This window comes from Acinetobacter sp. SwsAc2, from assembly GCF_013391465.1.
GTDB classification, from domain to species: Bacteria; Pseudomonadota; Gammaproteobacteria; order Pseudomonadales; family Moraxellaceae; genus Acinetobacter; species Acinetobacter johnsonii.
The window spans coordinates 37,773-54,901 of record NZ_JACBEZ010000024.1 but is presented as its reverse complement, the minus strand read 5'-3'; the positions used below and the strand labels follow the sequence as shown (position 1 = coordinate 54,901).

General features: G+C 42.3%; 17 protein-coding genes and 1 pseudogene. 7 read left to right on the top strand and 11 right to left on the bottom strand.

Features of this window, described 5'->3' with window-relative positions:
• Window positions 1-126, top strand: a pseudogene (locus HYI04_RS11530) (elongation factor Tu); the annotation flags it as partial.
• Between the two features lie 61 nt (window positions 127-187).
• Here the strand turns inward: HYI04_RS11530 and HYI04_RS11525 are convergent.
• Together HYI04_RS11525 and HYI04_RS11520 are read right to left on the bottom strand one after the other, a co-directional pair.
• Entirely contained in the window at window positions 188-460 is a 273-nt protein-coding gene (locus HYI04_RS11525) for a helix-turn-helix domain-containing protein (RefSeq protein ID WP_159152999.1), read from the bottom strand.
• 5 nt (window positions 461-465) lie between these two features.
• The gene (locus HYI04_RS11520; RefSeq protein WP_159153000.1) at window positions 466-1,224 is read right to left on the bottom strand and encodes an AraC family transcriptional regulator ligand-binding domain-containing protein; all 759 of its coding nucleotides are present in this window, start codon (window positions 1,222-1,224) and stop codon (window positions 466-468) included.
• A 111-nt stretch (window positions 1,225-1,335) separates the two neighbouring features.
• Between HYI04_RS11520 and HYI04_RS11515 the strand changes: the two genes are divergently transcribed.
• The 4 genes from HYI04_RS11515 (at window position 1,336) to rimI (ending at window position 5,453) form a co-directional block, all read left to right on the top strand.
• Window positions 1,336-2,826: an NAD(P)/FAD-dependent oxidoreductase gene (locus HYI04_RS11515; protein ID WP_178896176.1), complete on the top strand. Its 1,491-nt coding sequence runs from the start codon at window positions 1,336-1,338 to the stop codon at window positions 2,824-2,826.
• A 73-nt stretch (window positions 2,827-2,899) separates the two neighbouring features.
• Window positions 2,900-3,805 carry an alpha/beta hydrolase gene (locus HYI04_RS11510; protein WP_178896175.1) on the top strand — a complete coding sequence of 302 codons (906 nt, stop codon included), beginning with the start codon at window positions 2,900-2,902 and terminating at the stop codon, window positions 3,803-3,805.
• A 203-nt stretch (window positions 3,806-4,008) separates the two neighbouring features.
• Window positions 4,009-4,872, top strand: a complete 864-nt coding sequence (locus tag HYI04_RS11505; protein ID WP_178896174.1) for a metal-dependent hydrolase — start codon at window positions 4,009-4,011, stop codon at window positions 4,870-4,872.
• A gap of 122 nt (window positions 4,873-4,994) precedes the next feature.
• The gene (rimI, locus tag HYI04_RS11500; protein ID WP_159153004.1) at window positions 4,995-5,453 is read left to right on the top strand and encodes a ribosomal protein S18-alanine N-acetyltransferase; all 459 of its coding nucleotides are present in this window, start codon (window positions 4,995-4,997) and stop codon (window positions 5,451-5,453) included.
• A 29-nt stretch (window positions 5,454-5,482) separates the two neighbouring features.
• On the opposite strand, the gene HYI04_RS11495 is transcribed toward rimI, so the two are convergent.
• The 3 genes from HYI04_RS11495 to trxB all read right to left on the bottom strand — a co-directional run bounded on the left by HYI04_RS11495 (window position 5,483) and on the right by trxB (window position 8,091).
• The gene (locus HYI04_RS11495; protein ID WP_004694916.1) at window positions 5,483-6,298 is read right to left on the bottom strand and encodes an arginyltransferase; all 816 of its coding nucleotides are present in this window, start codon (window positions 6,296-6,298) and stop codon (window positions 5,483-5,485) included.
• A gap of 21 nt (window positions 6,299-6,319) precedes the next feature.
• Window positions 6,320-7,051 (bottom strand): leucyl/phenylalanyl-tRNA--protein transferase, encoded by a 732-nt coding sequence (gene aat, locus HYI04_RS11490; protein ID WP_130235182.1) that lies wholly within the window; start codon window positions 7,049-7,051, stop codon window positions 6,320-6,322.
• 86 nt (window positions 7,052-7,137) lie between these two features.
• Window positions 7,138-8,091: a thioredoxin-disulfide reductase gene (gene trxB, locus HYI04_RS11485; RefSeq protein ID WP_004694912.1), complete on the bottom strand. Its 954-nt coding sequence runs from the start codon at window positions 8,089-8,091 to the stop codon at window positions 7,138-7,140.
• 295 nt (window positions 8,092-8,386) lie between these two features.
• On the opposite strand from trxB, the gene HYI04_RS11480 reads away from it, so the two are divergent.
• Both HYI04_RS11480 and HYI04_RS11475 read left to right on the top strand, forming a co-directional pair.
• Window positions 8,387-11,482, top strand: a complete 3,096-nt coding sequence (locus HYI04_RS11480) for a DNA translocase FtsK (RefSeq protein ID WP_159153005.1) — start codon at window positions 8,387-8,389, stop codon at window positions 11,480-11,482.
• A gap of 57 nt (window positions 11,483-11,539) precedes the next feature.
• The gene (locus HYI04_RS11475) at window positions 11,540-12,445 is read left to right on the top strand and encodes an AEC family transporter (protein ID WP_159153006.1); all 906 of its coding nucleotides are present in this window, start codon (window positions 11,540-11,542) and stop codon (window positions 12,443-12,445) included.
• 64 nt (window positions 12,446-12,509) lie between these two features.
• Here HYI04_RS11475 and HYI04_RS11470 read toward each other — a convergent pair whose 3' ends face one another.
• The 6 genes from HYI04_RS11470 to HYI04_RS11445 all read right to left on the bottom strand — a co-directional run bounded on the left by HYI04_RS11470 (window position 12,510) and on the right by HYI04_RS11445 (window position 16,917).
• Window positions 12,510-12,797 (bottom strand): PA4642 family protein, encoded by a 288-nt coding sequence (locus tag HYI04_RS11470; RefSeq protein ID WP_159153007.1) that lies wholly within the window; start codon window positions 12,795-12,797, stop codon window positions 12,510-12,512.
• A gap of 121 nt (window positions 12,798-12,918) precedes the next feature.
• A complete protein-coding gene (gene minE / locus HYI04_RS11465) occupies window positions 12,919-13,191 on the bottom strand; it encodes a cell division topological specificity factor MinE (protein WP_004694905.1) in 273 nt (90 codons plus the stop codon).
• A gap of 2 nt (window positions 13,192-13,193) precedes the next feature.
• The gene (gene minD, locus HYI04_RS11460; protein ID WP_039889843.1) at window positions 13,194-14,006 is read right to left on the bottom strand and encodes a septum site-determining protein MinD; all 813 of its coding nucleotides are present in this window, start codon (window positions 14,004-14,006) and stop codon (window positions 13,194-13,196) included.
• 69 nt (window positions 14,007-14,075) lie between these two features.
• The gene (minC, locus tag HYI04_RS11455; protein WP_148826645.1) at window positions 14,076-14,801 is read right to left on the bottom strand and encodes a septum site-determining protein MinC; all 726 of its coding nucleotides are present in this window, start codon (window positions 14,799-14,801) and stop codon (window positions 14,076-14,078) included.
• Between the two features lie 123 nt (window positions 14,802-14,924).
• Window positions 14,925-15,974, bottom strand: a complete 1,050-nt coding sequence (locus tag HYI04_RS11450; protein ID WP_372239169.1) for a preprotein translocase subunit SecA — start codon at window positions 15,972-15,974, stop codon at window positions 14,925-14,927.
• A gap of 10 nt (window positions 15,975-15,984) precedes the next feature.
• On the bottom strand, window positions 15,985-16,917 hold the full coding sequence (locus HYI04_RS11445) for an acyltransferase (RefSeq protein WP_159153008.1): 933 nt from the start codon (window positions 16,915-16,917) through the stop codon (window positions 15,985-15,987).
• Between the last annotated feature and the right edge of the window lie 212 nt (window positions 16,918-17,129).

Below are 17,129 nucleotides of genomic sequence, written 5' to 3'. Positions count from 1 at the left end.
GGTGACAACGTAGAAATGTCAGTAGAATTAATCCACCCAATCGCAATGGACCCAGGTCTACGTTTTGCGATCCGTGAAGGTGGCCGTACAGTTGGTGCTGGTGTAGTTGCTAAAGTAACTGCATAATCATCTGATTGTGTGAAAAAAAGCGCTCCTTTGGGGCGCTTTTTTTATAATTGTATTTCATTCATTTGTTTAACTTGTTGGAGATAAGGGGCTCGAGTTTTCCTTTTTGTTGACGCAATTGTTTCGGCGGAAGTTCAAACCAGCGTTTAGTGGCCCGGCTTAAGGTTGGTTGCTCAGAAAATCCTAAAATATCGGTCAGTTGACTCATTGAGATATCAGTTTGCCAAAGATACTGTAAAGAGAGCTCTTTACGAATATCGTCTTTGATGGCATCAAATGAAGCACCTTCCTGCGCCAATTTTCGCTGTAAGGTACGCGGATGTAATGCGAGCATGCTGGCTACATGTATTTTATTTGCACGTGGTGTGGATAAATGAAGGCGGAGGGCTTTCGTACGTTTGCGCTGACTTTTCCGGCAGAATTTCGAAAGTAGCGATGAATATAATCTTCTGCAATTTCCCGCAAGGCAGGGTTTGTACTATGCGGTTGGCTGTCTAAAGTGTGTCTACTTAGGTGTAAAGCAGCACGGTTTTGATTAATTAAAATAGGTGCACCAAAGAAACGTTGATATTCCTTGATTGAAACTAAAGGCATATGCGGAAGTGATACAGCCTTCAGTTTATAATTTTCTGCTGCTAGCCATTTGAGAATACAGTGTGTGGTCCCCAAACAATTATCAATGGTCTGTCGTTGTGGTACATAACTATTAATTCGAATTTCAAAGATTACATCTATCGCATCTTCAAAAAGAGAACTTTGCTCTTTTAAAGAGATTGCTAAGCCAGGTCCATGTAAAAATAAAAAGTCAGAGGTATAGTCAATTACGCCACGCATCGATGAAGCGCTTTGCATAATGAGGCCCAATATTCCTAAGATGCTAATATCTTGATGTTTCGAAATCCGTAGCCCAAGATCAGGACACCTTGCTAGATATGCCGTGTGCTCGTAAAGGTCTATAACGCTTTTTTGGTCGAGCCAAGCATCGTCCTGTCTGATTTGTTCAAGTGTGATCTCGTGTTGTGCAAGCAGAGGTTTAGGGTCAAAGTTAAGGTCTTGCATCACCTCAAGATAACCCCGAATTCCACTTGCATGAACCATTATTGTCATGTCTTCTAAAGTTAAATATATGTCTCCTCAAGTCAAGTTAAAATTTAATCAATTGCTAGTATAAATACGGAATAACAAAAACCGCGACATGGAGCCGCAAAAATGCAAATGGAATATGATGTTGTAATCATTGGAGCAGGTTTGTCTGGAATTGGCATGGCTTGCCAACTTGTTCAGCAAAACCCGAATAAAACCTACACAATTTTAGAACGTCGACAAGACTTAGGAGGCACTTGGGATTTATTCCGCTATCCTGGTATTCGTTCTGATTCAGATGTCATTAGCTTCGGTTATAAATATAATCCATGGAAAACAGACACCGTTCTTGCAACAGCGGACAAGATCAAAGCATATTTGCGCGAAACAGCACAAAAGTTTGGTGTTGATCAAAAAATTCGTTATGGCGTTAAAATTGTTTCAGCAAATTTTTCAACTCAAACCAACAAATGGACGGTAGAAACTGTTAATGAGTCGAATGGTGAAACTCAAAAATTTACGTGTAATTTTCTGGTTTCTGCAACGGGTTACTATAATCATGATCAGGGTTATACGCCAAAGTTTGAGGGTCTAGAAAACTTTAAAGGTCAATTTGTGCATCCACAAAAATGGCCTGAAGACTTAGATCATCGTAATAAGCGTGTGGTGGTGATTGGCAGCGGTGCAACAGCAGTGACCTTAATTCCAGCGATGGCTAATGAAACTGCACATATCACCATGCTACAACGCTCACCAAGCTACGTAATTAACGTACCAAATACTGATAAGTTATTTGATGCTGCGCGCAAAGTGTTCTCTGAAGAATTGGTTTATAAATTTTTCCGTAAACGTAATATTTTCATGCAACGCGGTATTTATAAGATTTCACGTCGCTTCCCGAAACAAATGCGTTCATTCCTACTTTCTAATGCACAGAAAGAATTAGGTGAACAATACGATATGACGCATTTTACCCCGAAATATATGCCATGGGACGAGCGTTTATGTGCAATTCCTGACAATGACTTATTTGAAGTGATTCGTGAGGGTAAAGCTTCAATCGTAACCGATCAGATTGAACGCATTACAGAAACTGGAATTTTACTCAAATCAGGGCAAACGCTAGACGCAGATATTATTGTGTCAGCAACAGGTCTAGAATTGCAGATGTTGGGTGGAGTTAATCTTTCCGTTGATCAAGAACAAATTCGTCCAAGTGATAAATTAAGCTATCGTGGTGTCTTGCTTGAAGATGTACCTAACTTTGCTTATTTATTCGGTTACACCAATGCACCTTGGACCTTAAAAATTGATTTAGCCAATGATTATATTTGCCGATTAATTAATGAGTTGGATATTCGTCAAATGACTGCAGTGAAGCCTGTAGCCCCTGCTGGCGAAAATACTGGCGAAAGTATTATTTCAAGTTTACAAGCAGGCTATGTACAGCGTGGCTGTCACGAATTGCCTCGCCAAGGGAAGTCTAAAGACTGGTTTGTTAGCCATAACTACGAAGTGGACTCTGAAATGTTTGCTCAATCTTTAGAAAGCCCAGGTCTGGTCTGGTCTACCGAAGCCAAGCAAATAAAGACGAAAGGTAAAGTCAAAGCTGCATAGGAATTGCGCACTATTTTGCTCATATGGCATCCGCCATATGAGTGCAAATACAAGACATAATGGAATAAGTATAATGAACACGTCACAACTCAACTTTATTAGCCAAGGCACGCGTTGCGCTGGCACCTTGCAGTTACCCTCTCAAAATCGTAAACCTCCAGTCATTATTATGGCGCAAGGCTTTGGGATGATTAAGGATGCAGGCTTACCCAAATTTGCAGAACGCTTCGTAGCACAAGGCTACGCTGTGTTTTCTTTTGATTATCGTGGCTTTGGTGAAAGCGGTGGACAACCACGTCATTGGGTCAGTCCTAAACGCCATTTAGAAGACTGGAAAGCTGCGCTCGACTTCGTAAGAACACTCGATTCAGTCGATACGCAACAAATTATCCTATGGGGCTATTCATTTTCTGGTGGACATGCCATTCAAACTGCGGCGCGTGATGGAAAAATCAAAGCCATTGTTTTACAAGCACCTCACGTCGATGGTAAGTCGAGCCTAAAAGGGGTTCCACTGACTAAATTGGCAAAATTGAGTGCTGCTGGCTTTATGGACTTGTTGGGAGGCTGGGTCAACAAACCTGTTTATCGTCCAATTATTGGTCGTGGGCATGAAGTTGCAGCAATGACCACACCTGATGCTTGGGATGGGTATTTATCTCAATTACCTGAAAATGCTAAATGGGAAAATAAAACTCGTGCACGTATCTTTTTAGAAATAGCCAACTATAACCCTGTACGTTTTGCACATCAGTTATCTATGCCCGTGGTGGTCATTTCAGGTCAACGCGATACCATTATTCCCGAACAATGCATACGTGCTGCAGCACAGAAAATGCCAAATGCTGAATACTATATGCTGAACAGCAATCACTTTGAGTTATGTGATGGGGAGCTATTTGAGCAAAATATTACTTTGCAAATTAACTTCCTCAAGAAGCATTGTCCAGCACATGCTGAGCTTACTGTCGCGGCATAATTAAAAAGAGGCTTTTAGCCTCTTTTTTTATATTCACATGATTTTATATTTTAATTGTCTAACAATCTGCCTTCAAAACTGTCCTAAACTGATATTTTGCTGACCCTAACTGCACTTATGGGCGGAGCCCAATCACGTAAGATAAAAAGACGAAAACAACTATAAGCAGTGGATGTCTTCAGGATATTCATAGGAGCAAAAAGATGAATGCGAAGGTAAAAATCACCAACCGTGCGGGCGCGAGTTTCCCTGTACGTCGGATGAACTTTGAGTTTGAAAGCGTACCTGAATATTGGATGAATGGTTCAGCTGGACTGACCCATTTTATGACCGCACTGTCAGCACTCTTTCCAGCAGGTGAAATGTTTTTTATCGATAGTGTTCGTACGGTCAGACAGCATCCTTCGATCAAAGACAATGTCGAATTACAAAAAGAGATTTCAGCCTTTATTGGTCAAGAAGCGATGCATACGCAAGAACATGAAGGTTTTAATGCATCTGCGCAAAAGTATGGGCACGATGTTGCAACACTTGATCGCTATACGGATCGTGCAATTCAAACCACGCGTAAAGTATTTGCTTTTCTAGGCAAGCCTGTGGGTATTACACAAGAGATGGTGGATTTAACAGCAACCACCGCGTTGGAACATTTTACTGCAACTATTGCCTCTCAGTTGTTGGTCAATAACCACATTCAAGAGCTAATGAGCGATGAAACCATGAAAACCATGTGGTTATGGCATGCCATTGAAGAAAATGAGCACAAAGCTGTGGCTTATGATGTATTTGAAGGAGTTTTTGGAAAGGGAGTCAAATCCTATTTACTGAGAACAGGATCGCTGGTTGCAGCCATGGCCATTTTATTCTGCGTGCAGTCGTATTTTGTGTTTCGGTTATTAAAGCAAGATAAACAACTGAACAGGGCGGCGTTGAAGGATATTTATACCTATGCATATAGTCCATCGAAAGGAATTATTACAGGGATGGCACGTGAAATGATCATGTACTTTAAACCGGGTTTTCATCCTAATCATCACGACACCGATGCGTTACTTGAGAAGTGGTAGCTAAAATTAGGGTTTTAAGCAGTTTTGGCTCTTTGAGCGATGTAAATCGCTCTTTTTTTTGTTCGGTTTTTAGCACAAATTTTTTATACTGTGACCTCCACATTTTAGAAAGATAAACGAAGATGATTCGTTTAATGCAAGCTGCGGACTTAAGCCAAGTTGCGCAGATTGAAAATTTAGTTCAAACCCATCCTTGGAGCCTACAACAGTTCCAAGAGTCCATGCAGTCTTATCACAGTACCGTGATTGAACAGGCAGGGAAGGTCGTAGGCTTTTGTATCCTCCAACCCGTTCTTGATGAAGCTAATTTATTGTTGATGGCCATTCATCCAAGCCAGCAAGGCAAAGGGTTGGGGTATCAGCTGTTAGATGCGTCACTGGCACAACTCAAAAACAACCCGATACAAGTGTTCTTAGAAGTCCGTGAGAGCAATCAAGCAGCGATTGCCTTGTATGAGAAGTCCGGCTTTCATCAAATTGATTTGCGTAAAAATTATTATCCTAAACCAGATGGTGGCCGTGAGCATGCCATTATTATGGTGAAATCGTGTAGTGATGATTTTTCCGAGTTATTTAAATGATAGAACAGTTAAGCTTCTGTATGGCGCCATTATTTAATAATGGCGTTATTCCACCCCGAAGGTAGGGTGGTCATTAAGGAGTTTCCCAGTTGCTGCACTTCCTCGCTGCTCAGACTATGATTGAGTCTGCGCCACTGACCATCAATCAACAATTCTAGCGGTAAATACTGCGATTTGTAGTTCATTTTTTCTGAGTGCGGCACCCAATAGCCCAAATACACAAACTGTAAAGCGCGTGCTTTGGCGAGCTCGATTTGTTTTAAAATGGCGAAAGTCCCTAGTGAGCGTTTGTTTTCATCGGGATCAAAAAAGGTATAAACCGCAGATAAGCCATCATCTAAAGGGTCGCAGGTTGAAACACAGATGAGCTGGTCTTCTTTCCACAGCTCTAAGAAAAAGCTCTCGGTACAGCTATGCACGAGGAATTTATCAAATTGATCGCGGCTAGGTGGGAACATGTCTCCATCGGCATGGCGTTTAAAAATATAACGCTCATATAAGTCATAATGTTTTTTGGTGGCATCCGCAGTGCGGGTAATTTTTAAAGTCAGATCTTGATTGCGTTTCCATGCTTTTTTTTGACTGCTGTTCATTTTAAATTCGCGCACTGGTACGCGGCTAGATAGGCACTGTCGACACAGATGACACTCTGGGCGGTAGACAAAATCACCACTCCGGCGAAAACCCACCCGAGAAAGTTCAGACAGCGTGACGACATCAATACGATGTGCTGGATCGAGAAATACCATCCGAGCTGACTTTTTTTCTAGATAGCTACAGTCATGCGGTGGCGTGATGTAATACTGTAAATCATTCAGTAGGGACTTCGGGTGATACGAATTCATGATAAATCCCTCTATTATTCTTTATTCAGTCAGTCGCGCATTTTGCGCTATTGTTTTACTTGAAAATACACCCTCCTGATACATTTTCCAATCGATAGCGGGTTGATTTACAACATCTTGTAACGATTTTAAGTAGGTTTGCCGAGAAAGTGTACAAGCACCAAGGCTTAAAAGATGATCATTGACCAATTGGCAGTCGATCCAAGGTAGCTTATTTTCACGTCCAATCAACATCAGCGTATAAAATGCCATTTTTGAGACATCCGTTTCGGTGCTGAACATGGACTCCCCAAAACAGCCGTGTCCAATGCTAATACCGTATAATCCACCAACCAAGCGTGTTTGGTCCCAAACTTCAACGCTATAGCCATAACCCGCATCAAACATTGCACAGTAGCCATCAATAATATCTTCACTGATCCACGTGTCATCAGCATAGCTGCGTGGTAGTGAGCAGGCGCGGATCACTCGTTCAAAAGCTTGATTGATGGTGATGCGATAATCCTGCTTTTTCATGCTACGAATGAGGGTTTTGCTGGGCTGATAATCCTGCGGACGGATGATGCAACGTGGCTCGGGGCACCACCAGCAAATGGGCTCGCCTGTTGAGAACCATGGAAACAAACCATGGGTGTAGGCTTCAAATAAGGTAGAAGGGGAGAGGTCTGCACCAATACAAATTAAGCCTTCACCTTCGGGGTCAACTTCAAGTGGATCGGGAAAGATATACTCAGAAGGTGGTAACTGCTGCATAGTGGTGTGTATACATGATAAAAAATGACTTTAAGATCATACATAAAAAAACCGCCTATGGAAGGCGGTCTTTTTCAAGGCTCAGATTATTCGCCTAAAGCATCCAAATACTTTTCTGCATCTAGCGCAGCCATACAGCCAGAACCTGCTGAAGTGATCGCTTGACGATAAACGCTATCAGCAATGTCACCTGCTGCGAATACACCTGCAACAGAAGCAGCTGTGGCATTACCAGATGTACCGCTTTGAACTTGAATATAGCCATCACGTAAGTTCAATTGACCATCAAACATCGCGCTGTTTGGCTTGTGGCCAATGGCAACAAACAAACCTTGGACATCAATATCTTGTGTAGATTCGTCTTGAGTCGATTTTAGGCGAACTGCGGTTACACCCGTGTTGTCACCTAAAACCTCATCCACTTGGTGATTCCAAATGATGCTAATTTTGCCTTCTTTTTCCTTTTCAAATAAATGATCTTGAAGGATCTTTTCAGAACGCAATGAGTCACGACGGTGAACCAAAGTCACATGCGATGCAATGTTAGACAAATATAGTGCTTCTTCAACGGCAGTATTGCCGCCACCCACAACCATCACTTTTTGGTTTTTGTAGAAGAAACCATCACAGGTTGCACATGCGCTTACGCCTTGGCCCATAAAAGCAGCTTCAGATTCAAGACCTAAGTACTGAGCGGTCGCACCTGTGGCAATAATCAGTGCATCACAAGTGAACTCATCCATGTCACCTTTGAGTACAAATGGACGTACAGAAAGATCGACTTCATTGATATGATCGTAGATGATTTCAGTACCAAAACGTTCCGCGTGCGCTTGCATACGTTCCATCAGTGCAGGACCTGTTAAGCCTTCAGGGTCACCCGGCCAGTTATCGACTTCAGTCGTTGTCGTTAGTTGACCACCGAGTTGGATACCCGCAATCAATGTAGGCTTTAAGTTGGCACGCGCAGCATATACCGCAGCGCTGTAACCCGCAGGGCCTGAACCGAGAATAATCAAACGTGAGTGACGAGCGCTCATACGTAGAATCCTTTTTTTATTTAGAAATTTGTGGAATTATACGTGAAACTCTATAACAGTTGTGTGAGTTCAATGTCGATATTATTGATCAATCAAATCGATTTGAGCTATATAGAAGAAATATGCGGTGTAGAGCGGGAAAAAGTGGAAAAATCATCTGCTCGCTATACATAAAGCATTTAAGAATAGTGCATCTTTTTATAAAGAAGAGGTGCATAATATGACGTTTATTGTGAAACTTTTGCTTTAGGTTTCGAACAAAAACATTAATGAAGAATTTGTTACAGGACAGTATATGACTGAGGTGTCGGGTGCTTATGCACAGCGCTTATTAATGACATTATTTTTAGTCTCGTTTGGCATTTATTTGTTCCTTGCTACCGTGACCTATACCCCATTTGATCCGGGCTGGATGCATATATCAAGTGATACTTTGCAAGTCTCGAATGCCAGTGGCGTTGCAGGGGCGTGGATTGCTGACTTACTGTTCGGTTTTTTAGGCTGGGCAAGTCTACTTATTCCTGTGTTTTTGTTCATTGAAGCCATTCAAGTATGGTGGCCGCATAGTTTTTTAAACCGTCCATTTCGTTATGCTGCACAATTCTTTATTTTGCTTGCAACCGCTAGCTTACTGTTCTTGTTTTGGAAAGTTCCAGCGGACACATTAGACAATGCCTCTGGTGGCATTATTGGTTATGAACTGGGACAAAGTTTGTCGCAGATTTTAACCATTTACGGTGCAACCTTATTTTTGGTCGTGTTTACCGTGGTCTTATTGACCTTGGCTTTCGGTATCAAATGGAACCGTACTTTCGCGACCCTCAAAGCAACTCCTGCGTATTTACAAGATTTATTTTACCGTAACGTACCTGAAAGCGAGTCTGCCTTTGATCGTACGACGCCAAGCGTCAAAAAAGAAGTGATTGCAACGGCACCGAAAAAGAGTGTTGAAGCAACGGAATTGGTCGAGGCGCCAGTAGCCGTGCAAGAGGCATCAGTTAAAGCACCTCAGCGCGACTATTCAGCAGAGCATTTGTTTAATGACATGGTGGCTAAAGAGCAACGTGTTCAAGAACAACAGGTGGATGTGGATGATGAAGTAGAGCTTGAGCGGACTATAGAAAAAGCGCACCAATTAGAACAAGACAGTCAACGCGTGGTGGCGACAGGGGAAGTGTGGCGTGCATTAAACTCAGGTGAAGATCAACGTCATAAAAATGATATTGATGCTTTACTTCGTGCTGCCGAAGAAGATCGCCCATTTAGCCCAGAACAACACTTTCAAGCAGTGGTGCAAGATCATACAGCGGCAATTGCTGATCCTAATTATTTCCAAGACGATGCTCCTGCACAGAAGAAAAATGTTGATTGGGATGATGATGAAATCTTTGACGAGCTGCTTGCTGCCGTACCCAATGGCAAAACAGCAACGGATGTTCACAGCCCCTTCAATACGCCTGAACCGGTGTCTCATTTACATGTGGTTGAAGATCCAATTGCGGTAGCCGAGGTTGCAACCTTAAGTGCTGCTGCAAGTCCCGTTGCATTACAACCAGCGCCGAGTGGAATTGCAAAAGCACAGCTTGATGAATTGGATGATTTAGACGAATTCCTTGCTGAAGATTGGTCGGAGCAGAAAGTTGCTGCTTCAGATGTGCGGACCAGCAGTAGCTATGCGCAGTCATCAGCTTTTGTACAAGCACCTATTCAGCATCATAATACCGTAAGCACAAGTGCTACAGCGGCTGTAGCCAAAGAAGTTTTGTCCAAAGAAGCGTTTATTGAAGCATGGCAGGACACTGCTGGAAAACCGCAAGAAGAAGACGACTTCGATTTTGATGCGCCACTGACGGATGCATCAGGCCGTCCAATGTCTTTGTCCATGCAAGTAGCAGAGCGTCGTCGTGATTTATCACCGCTGCCAGGACTGGATTTACTGGATGAAGTTGACCTCAATAAAAAAGTCAATTTCACTGCGGAACAGCTAGCTCGGTTATCTGAATTGCTTGAAATTAAGCTACAAGAATTTAATGTCAAGGCTAAAGTAGTCGAAGCACAGCCGGGGCCTGTGGTAACTCGTTTTGAGTTGGATTTAGCACCAGGTGTGAAAGCCTCTAAAGTGACCAATATCTCACGAGATCTGGCACGTTCAATGTCCATGGCATCTGTACGCGTGGTTGAAGTCATTCCGGGTAAACCGTATATCGGGATTGAAGTGCCGAATAGCACACGTGAAATGGTGCGTTTAATCGAGTTGTTGACTATTCCTGCTTTTACCGATCCGAATAGCATTCTTTCGATGGCAATGGGTAAAGATATTTCAGGTAATCCTGTCATTGCTGACTTAGGTAAAGCGCCGCATATGCTGGTTGCAGGCACCACAGGTTCAGGTAAGTCTGTTGCAGTGAACTCGATGATTTTATCGATGTTGTTGAAATATACGCCGAATGAGCTGCGTTTAATTTTGATTGACCCGAAACAGTTAGAACTTGCTAACTATAACGATATTCCACATTTGCTTACCCCTGTGGTCACGGACATGAAGGATGCAGTCAGTGCCTTGAACTGGTGTGTGAATGAAATGGAACGTCGCTATAAGCTGATGTCTTTCTTAAAAATTCGTAAGCTTGCGGACTATAACCGTAAAGTGGAAGAAGCGATTGCCAATGGCGAAGAGCTGATTGATCCGACTTGGAAAGCCAGTGATTCGGTTGCAGGTGAGCGTGCACCACGTTTGACTCCATTACCCTCGATTGTGATTGTGGCGGACGAGTTTGCCGATATGATTATGCAGGTCGGTAAGAAAGCTGAAGAAATGATTACGCGTTTGGCACAAAAGTCACGTGCCGCAGGCATTCATTTGTTACTTGCAACGCAGCGTCCATCGGTCGATGTAATTACGGGGCTGATTAAAGCCAACATTCCAACACGTGTGGCTTTACGTGTGAACTCGAAAATTGACTCTCGCACGATTTTGGATGCTGGTGGAGCGGAAGACTTACTGGGTCATGGTGATATGTTGTTCTTAGGCCCGGGTAAAATTGAACCTGAACGTGTACATGGTGCCTTTATTGCCGATGATGAAGTGAACCGCATCTGTGATGCTTGGCGTGAACGTGGCTCGCCAAATTATGTTGATGAAATCCTAACGCCATTTGATGAAGAGCCAAGTTCTCGTGGCTTTGAAGATGGTGATGGCGATCCAAACCGTGATGCACTTTATGACCAGTGCGTATCCTTTGTATTGGAAACACGCAAGGTTTCGGTGTCCTCGCTACAACGTAAGTTTAGTTTGGGCTATAACCGTGCCGCGCGGATTGTCGACCAAATGGAAGAAAATGGGATCGTGAGCGCGCAAGGTGCGAACGGTAAGCGAGAAATTTTAGTTTAAAAAGAAAGCCTGCGGATTGCAGGCTTTTTCTTAATCATTCAGTTTAGGCATCCAGTCATGCAAATTATTGATGCATTAATTCCATTGGTAGTACTCATTGCCATGGGGTATGTATTAAAGCGGTATCGCTTTTTAACGGTGGAATTTTGGCAAGGCGCTGAAAGACTGAATTATTGGATTTTATTTCCTGTTTTGCTGTTCAGTAGTCTAGCCACCGTTCATTTTAATGTCGGGCAAGTCCTGCCAGCGCTTGCTGTGGTCTTTACTGTGACCTTGCTGATGAGTGTGGTGCTGTGGGTATTAAAAGCGCTGTATGGTACGCCTGTGGCGCAATTTGGCGTCTATTTACAGAGTCATATTCGCTTTAATACTTATATTGGTTTGACTAGTATGGCTTTGATTTTTGGCGCTGCGGGGATGCAAGTCTTTGCTATGATTATTGCCTTTGTCATTCCTTTGGTGAATGTACTGTCCGTACTTGGTTTTTCTCAAGGGCAGGGACTATCTTATAAAAATATTGCGTGGTCAGTTGCGAAAAATCCGCTGATTCTGGCCTGTCTGGTCGGGATTACTTTTAATTTTTCAGGTATGCATTTGCTCGAGAGCATCAGCCAATCTTTAAAGCTAGTAGCAGGGATGAGCCTTCCGCTTGGGCTCTTGTGTGTGGGCGCAGCACTCCAGTTTAATGCGTTAAAATATGCGGGTCGAGCGCTAATCTTAAACACTTTTGGACGTTTAATCTTGGTGCCTATTTTAGCCTATGTAGGCTGTCTTTTATTTGGTTTAGCAACATTTGAAACCATGATTGTAGTGGTATTCTTCTCGCTCCCAACGGCCTCAGCAGCCTATGTCCTAACCAAATATTTTCAAGGGGACAGCCAGCTCATGGCAGCGGTCATTAGTTTGCAAACCTTGTGTTTCGGTTTGACTTTTCCACTTTGGATGTGGTTTTTACAGACATAAAAAATGCCAGTCTCATAGAAATAAGCTGGCATTTGTAGATCCTGCGCATTGAGCAGATCTAGACTTAGGCAAATTTAGCCAAAACGTCTAAGAAGGGAGCTGCTTGACGTGGGTAAGCGGCAATTACGTCATGAATGCGCAGACCTTCTGGATTGGTAGCGTTAATATTGCGGCCATCCGTTTTAAATTGGGTGAGCAGACGCTCATAATCACTTGGGCGCATGTGTTTAAAGGCATGGTACAACACATGAAAGTCGCCATTCACACCTTCAGGAGGAAGCTGAGTTAAGTAGGCAAATACACGCTCATCTGACCATTCTTCATTGAACGTTGCTGGCTGAGATAATGCCATAGCAATCTCCTTGCTGGTTTAATCATTAAAAAAGGCAAAATATGGGAGACAAAGAAAATACTTTCTTGTGTCTGCGCATATTCTGCCTTGATTCAATTTACTTGACTAATCAAAAATCAGATTAACGTTCTTCAGGCAAATTGATATTCATTTCAAGCATTTCAATATTCGCTTCAGAGCGTACAGCCATTTGAATGTGCTGTTCATCTACACCGCGAACATAGCGATTCACCACTTGCATGATTTCTTTCTTCATTTGGTCGATTTTGTCTTGGCTAAGACGTTTACCTAAACCACTTTCAGACGCTACGATGACTTTCAAACGATCCTTCGCTGTTTGAGCACTAGACGGTTTTTCATCATTACTAAAAAGCTTACTCCAAAATCCTGCCATGTCTACGCTCCAAATAATCGTGCTAACCAGCCTTTAGGCTTTACGGTAATATGACGGTAAGGACGTTCGTCACCTAAGAAACGTGCTACAAGGTCATCATAGGCTTGGCCTGCGGATTCTTCAGTAAAGAGAATGACAGGTTTACCTTCGTTCGATGCTTGTAAAACGCTCTTACATTCAGGAATTACTCCCAAAGTTGGCACACGTAAAATATCTTTAGAAATGTCGTCAATGGTTAACATTTCTTGTTTATCGGCACGTTCAGGGTTGAAACGTGTGATACACAAGTGTTTACGAATACGACCTTCATTCATTTCAACTTTTTTGGTTTTGCTGTCGAGCATACCAATAATACGGTCAGAGTCACGTACAGATGAAATTTCAGGGTTGGTCACAATAATCGCTTCATCGGCATGGTACATTGCTAAAATTGCACCGCGTTCGATCCCTGCAGGTGAGTCACAAATAATGTAGTCAAACTCTTGTGACAACTCATCCATGACACGTGCTACGCCTTCATCAGTTAAGGCATCTTTATCACGGGTTTGCGACGCAGGTAAAATATATAAGTTCTCGATATCTTTATCGCGGATAAGCGCTTGTTGTAATCGAGCTTCGTTATTTAATACATTGACAAAATCATACACAACGCGGCGTTCACAACCCATGATCAAATCAAGGTTACGTAAACCTACGTCAAAATCGATCACAACAGTTTTGTGACCACGTAGGGCTAAACCTGTTGCAAAAGATGCGCTTGTCGTAGTTTTGCCTACGCCACCTTTGCCTGATGTTACGACAACAATTTTCGCCACCGAATCCACTCCTGTTATGGTTTAAATCCCCTTATTTATCATTTGGGGCTTTTGGTGTTTATTTATACATTAAAATTCAAGCGCTTCAAATACAAGCTCTTGTTGATCATTTAAGTAAATATGTGTTGGGCGTTTTAAATGCTGCGCTGGAATATCATCTGCAACACAATAGGTCCCTGCAATTGAAACCAATTCAGCTTCTAAAGCATGACAGAAGATGCGTGCAGCGCTGTTTCCGCCCGCGCCGGCAATGACTCTACCACGAGCACTACCATAAATATGTATATTTCCTGAAGCAATCACTTCCGAGCCACTGTTAATACCTGCGGTAATAATGATATCGCCTTGATTTTGAACCAAGCACTGACCCGTACGTAAAATTTCGTCATGGTATGAAGTTGCATGGCGAATGACAGGTGCTGTCGCAACTGGTGCATTGGTCGAAGCTGTCGCAGCAGGAGCTTCAACCACTTGCTCTTTGGTTGCTTTGACTTCTTGAAGTTGCGAGCTAATACCATGTCCTTGTGCTGGAATCACAGGGAACTGAATGGCGCGGGCTTGTTCCGCCAAAATTCCTTCTTGTACTGCCATTGGCTGTACATCCAGATCCAGTAATAATTGAATCAAGGAAATTAACTCTTGCTCAACGCTACTTTCCAGAACAACTAACGCCCCAGCAGTCGATGCATTTTGTAATGTTTTACTTAATTGCTGTCGGATTGCATCATGATCATTGGTGTCAAGGGTAATGCGAATCGCATTGACCATTCTGCCAGTTATCCGGATATCAGCCATAATTTTTCCTTAAGACTTCTCAGATTTATTTTTTACTAAAGAAGTGATGTTGTAAATAGAGCAAATCCTAGAACAAAATGAAGGATTGCACTAGCTGCGTTTGTAATATTTTTACCTTAATGCTTATTCTTTGGCTTGATCATCTTTTTCAAGCTCTTCTAACCACTGTTTCACCTTAACTTGCTTGCGAATGGCATCCAAACTTTCATAAACAACAGACTCAACCAACTGTTCCAAAGACTGATTGTCGATTTTTAAATCACTGACTTTTTCAGCTATCAAGCGATAGGTGGCATTGGGCTGTGCTGGATTTCCCACCACCATCGGTTCCAGTAAACCTTGTGTGATGTTTTCACCAAGTCGTTGTCCGATACTTTGAATTTGTTGCTCAATTCTTCCCCCCACAATTGGTATTAAACGCAGTAATTGGGTGAGTTCAGGGGTATCTTCAATCGCACGATTCACAATCAGACCAACATTTTGAGCAATTAAATATTGACGTTGTTTCAGTTCAGTGGCGAGAGATTCTTGTAAAATTTCAGCCAATGCCTGTGCAAATAAAGCCCGATGATGATCGACGAGATCATGGATAATTTTTTTATGGGTCGAACTGGTATTTAATTCGTGCTTCACCCCATCCAATACAGTAATCACGACGCGGTCAGAGAGCTCTTCCATCACCACGCGGTAGTAAAATTTGGCCTTGGCTTGTACCGACTCAGGAATTACGTTATAGCCCAATTCATGCAGGCGAAAAGCAATCACCCCTGCGCGAAATAATCTTAAAAAACGTAAATGAGGAATAATCGCTAAAATTTCGTACCAATGAATAAAGGGAAAGAAAAACCAGCGACGATGGTGTCGATAAACGATGGCAATGCCCCAACGCACCAATAATTCAGTAATCAAGAACAGAATAAACCAAGCTTCTGTGGTGATGACCCACGGATGTAAATGCTCACGATAGAAGCTTAAGACACTTTCTAGGTGAATGGCATGGAAAAACCATCCACCGATATTGCTCATGATAAAAAAATTAGCACACAAACAAAACAAGTTAAAAATGATGAGAAACACCATAAAAATGTCATAGATCAAAAACAGTTTGAAATACAAACTTTGTGGATCAACCTGATGATATTTAGACTTTTTGACTTGGTTATTCTGCATCATGCATAGACCCTTACTCGGTTAAATTGGACGTTGAGTATTTGGCTTTCATTTTTTCAATCAACTGGTCTTTTTCAGTCCAAAGTTGATCGACCCACTTTTGGAATTGTTTACGAAAGTCTGCATCGTCTTCATAGTTTCCAGCGAGTACCCATGCAGGAATATCAATTTTACGCAAATTGACCGCAATCCGTGGGACGTCCCCGAGCCAAAATTCGCTATAGCCAGGCGCGCCGTCGGGATAGACAATGGTCATATCTACCAAGGCATCAATGTCATTACCTAAAATACTTAAGGCTAGGGCCAAGCCACCCGCTTTCGGTTTAAGTAAATTTTGATAAGGCGATTGCTGTTGTGCATGTTTTTCAGGAGTAAAACGCGTGCCTTCCAAATAGTTTAACAGGGTGAATGGTTGGCTAAGCAGTTGTTCACAAGACTTGCGTGCCTCTTCCATATCGCGTGTTTTCAACGCAGGATTTTTCGCAATTTGTTCTTTACTATGCCGCTTCATCATCGGGAAGCCTAGAATTTTAAAAGCTTGGCCGACAAATGGAATAAAAATAAGTTCCCACTTAGTAAAGAAACGGGTGAGGGGCATACGGGTTAAACCAAAATATTGGTTAACCGTGGTGTCGACCCAACTTTGATGGTTGCAAGTCATCAGGTAACGACCCTGCATACTTAGCTCAAGATCATCATCGACAGAAATGTCCCATTTCGTGTTGGGTAGGACATGATCGATTAAATAATTGTTCACAGCCAGCCAGCTGTTGGTGATTTGAATATTGGTCTCATCCACTTTTTTTGATTTTTTAAACAGTTTGGTCAGGCCGAGTGCCAGCACTGGCGGACCATGAAAAAAAGTACTGCCTGTAATGACTGAACCAACAGTTAAACCACGTGTGATTTTTTTTAATAAAGGTTGTTTTTGGTTTGGTGATGACATAAAAATAAACCCTAGAATATAATGCGTTTCGCAACTCGTTCTATTTTCTAAAGGTCAATATAGTACGGGATGATCAAATAGAAAAGCACCAAACATTAACTGTGTAGAAATTGTGACGAAGAAAGCATTGAAAAGGAAATTTTTTATTACATATTGTAAATAAAGGCTTTATTATTAACAAAAAATCAATGGTCTAGATCATCGTTTTACGA

What these genes read in the sequence shown, in the direction of transcription:
- HYI04_RS11525 (WP_159152999.1), bottom strand. Translation starts at nt 460, where the DNA reads ATGCTCGCATTACATCCGCGTACCTTACAGCGAAAATTGGCGCAGGAA.
- HYI04_RS11520 (WP_159153000.1), bottom strand. Translation starts at nt 1,224, where the DNA reads ATGGTTCATGCAAGTGGAATTCGGGGTTATCTTGAGGTGATGCAAGAC.
- HYI04_RS11515 (WP_178896176.1), top strand. Translation starts at nt 1,336, where the DNA reads ATGCAAATGGAATATGATGTTGTAATCATTGGAGCAGGTTTGTCTGGA.
- HYI04_RS11510 (WP_178896175.1), top strand. Translation starts at nt 2,900, where the DNA reads ATGAACACGTCACAACTCAACTTTATTAGCCAAGGCACGCGTTGCGCT.
- HYI04_RS11505 (WP_178896174.1), top strand. Translation starts at nt 4,009, where the DNA reads ATGAATGCGAAGGTAAAAATCACCAACCGTGCGGGCGCGAGTTTCCCT.
- rimI (WP_159153004.1), top strand. Translation starts at nt 4,995, where the DNA reads ATGATTCGTTTAATGCAAGCTGCGGACTTAAGCCAAGTTGCGCAGATT.
- HYI04_RS11495 (WP_004694916.1), bottom strand. Translation starts at nt 6,298, where the DNA reads ATGAATTCGTATCACCCGAAGTCCCTACTGAATGATTTACAGTATTAC.
- aat (WP_130235182.1), bottom strand. Translation starts at nt 7,051, where the DNA reads ATGCAGCAGTTACCACCTTCTGAGTATATCTTTCCCGATCCACTTGAA.
- trxB (WP_004694912.1), bottom strand. Translation starts at nt 8,091, where the DNA reads ATGAGCGCTCGTCACTCACGTTTGATTATTCTCGGTTCAGGCCCTGCG.
- HYI04_RS11480 (WP_159153005.1), top strand. Translation starts at nt 8,387, where the DNA reads ATGACTGAGGTGTCGGGTGCTTATGCACAGCGCTTATTAATGACATTA.
- HYI04_RS11475 (WP_159153006.1), top strand. Translation starts at nt 11,540, where the DNA reads ATGCAAATTATTGATGCATTAATTCCATTGGTAGTACTCATTGCCATG.
- HYI04_RS11470 (WP_159153007.1), bottom strand. Translation starts at nt 12,797, where the DNA reads ATGGCATTATCTCAGCCAGCAACGTTCAATGAAGAATGGTCAGATGAG.
- minE (WP_004694905.1), bottom strand. Translation starts at nt 13,191, where the DNA reads ATGGCAGGATTTTGGAGTAAGCTTTTTAGTAATGATGAAAAACCGTCT.
- minC (WP_148826645.1), bottom strand. Translation starts at nt 14,801, where the DNA reads ATGGCTGATATCCGGATAACTGGCAGAATGGTCAATGCGATTCGCATT.
- HYI04_RS11450 (WP_372239169.1), bottom strand. Translation starts at nt 15,974, where the DNA reads ATGATGCAGAATAACCAAGTCAAAAAGTCTAAATATCATCAGGTTGAT.
- HYI04_RS11445 (WP_159153008.1), bottom strand. Translation starts at nt 16,917, where the DNA reads ATGTCATCACCAAACCAAAAACAACCTTTATTAAAAAAAATCACACGT.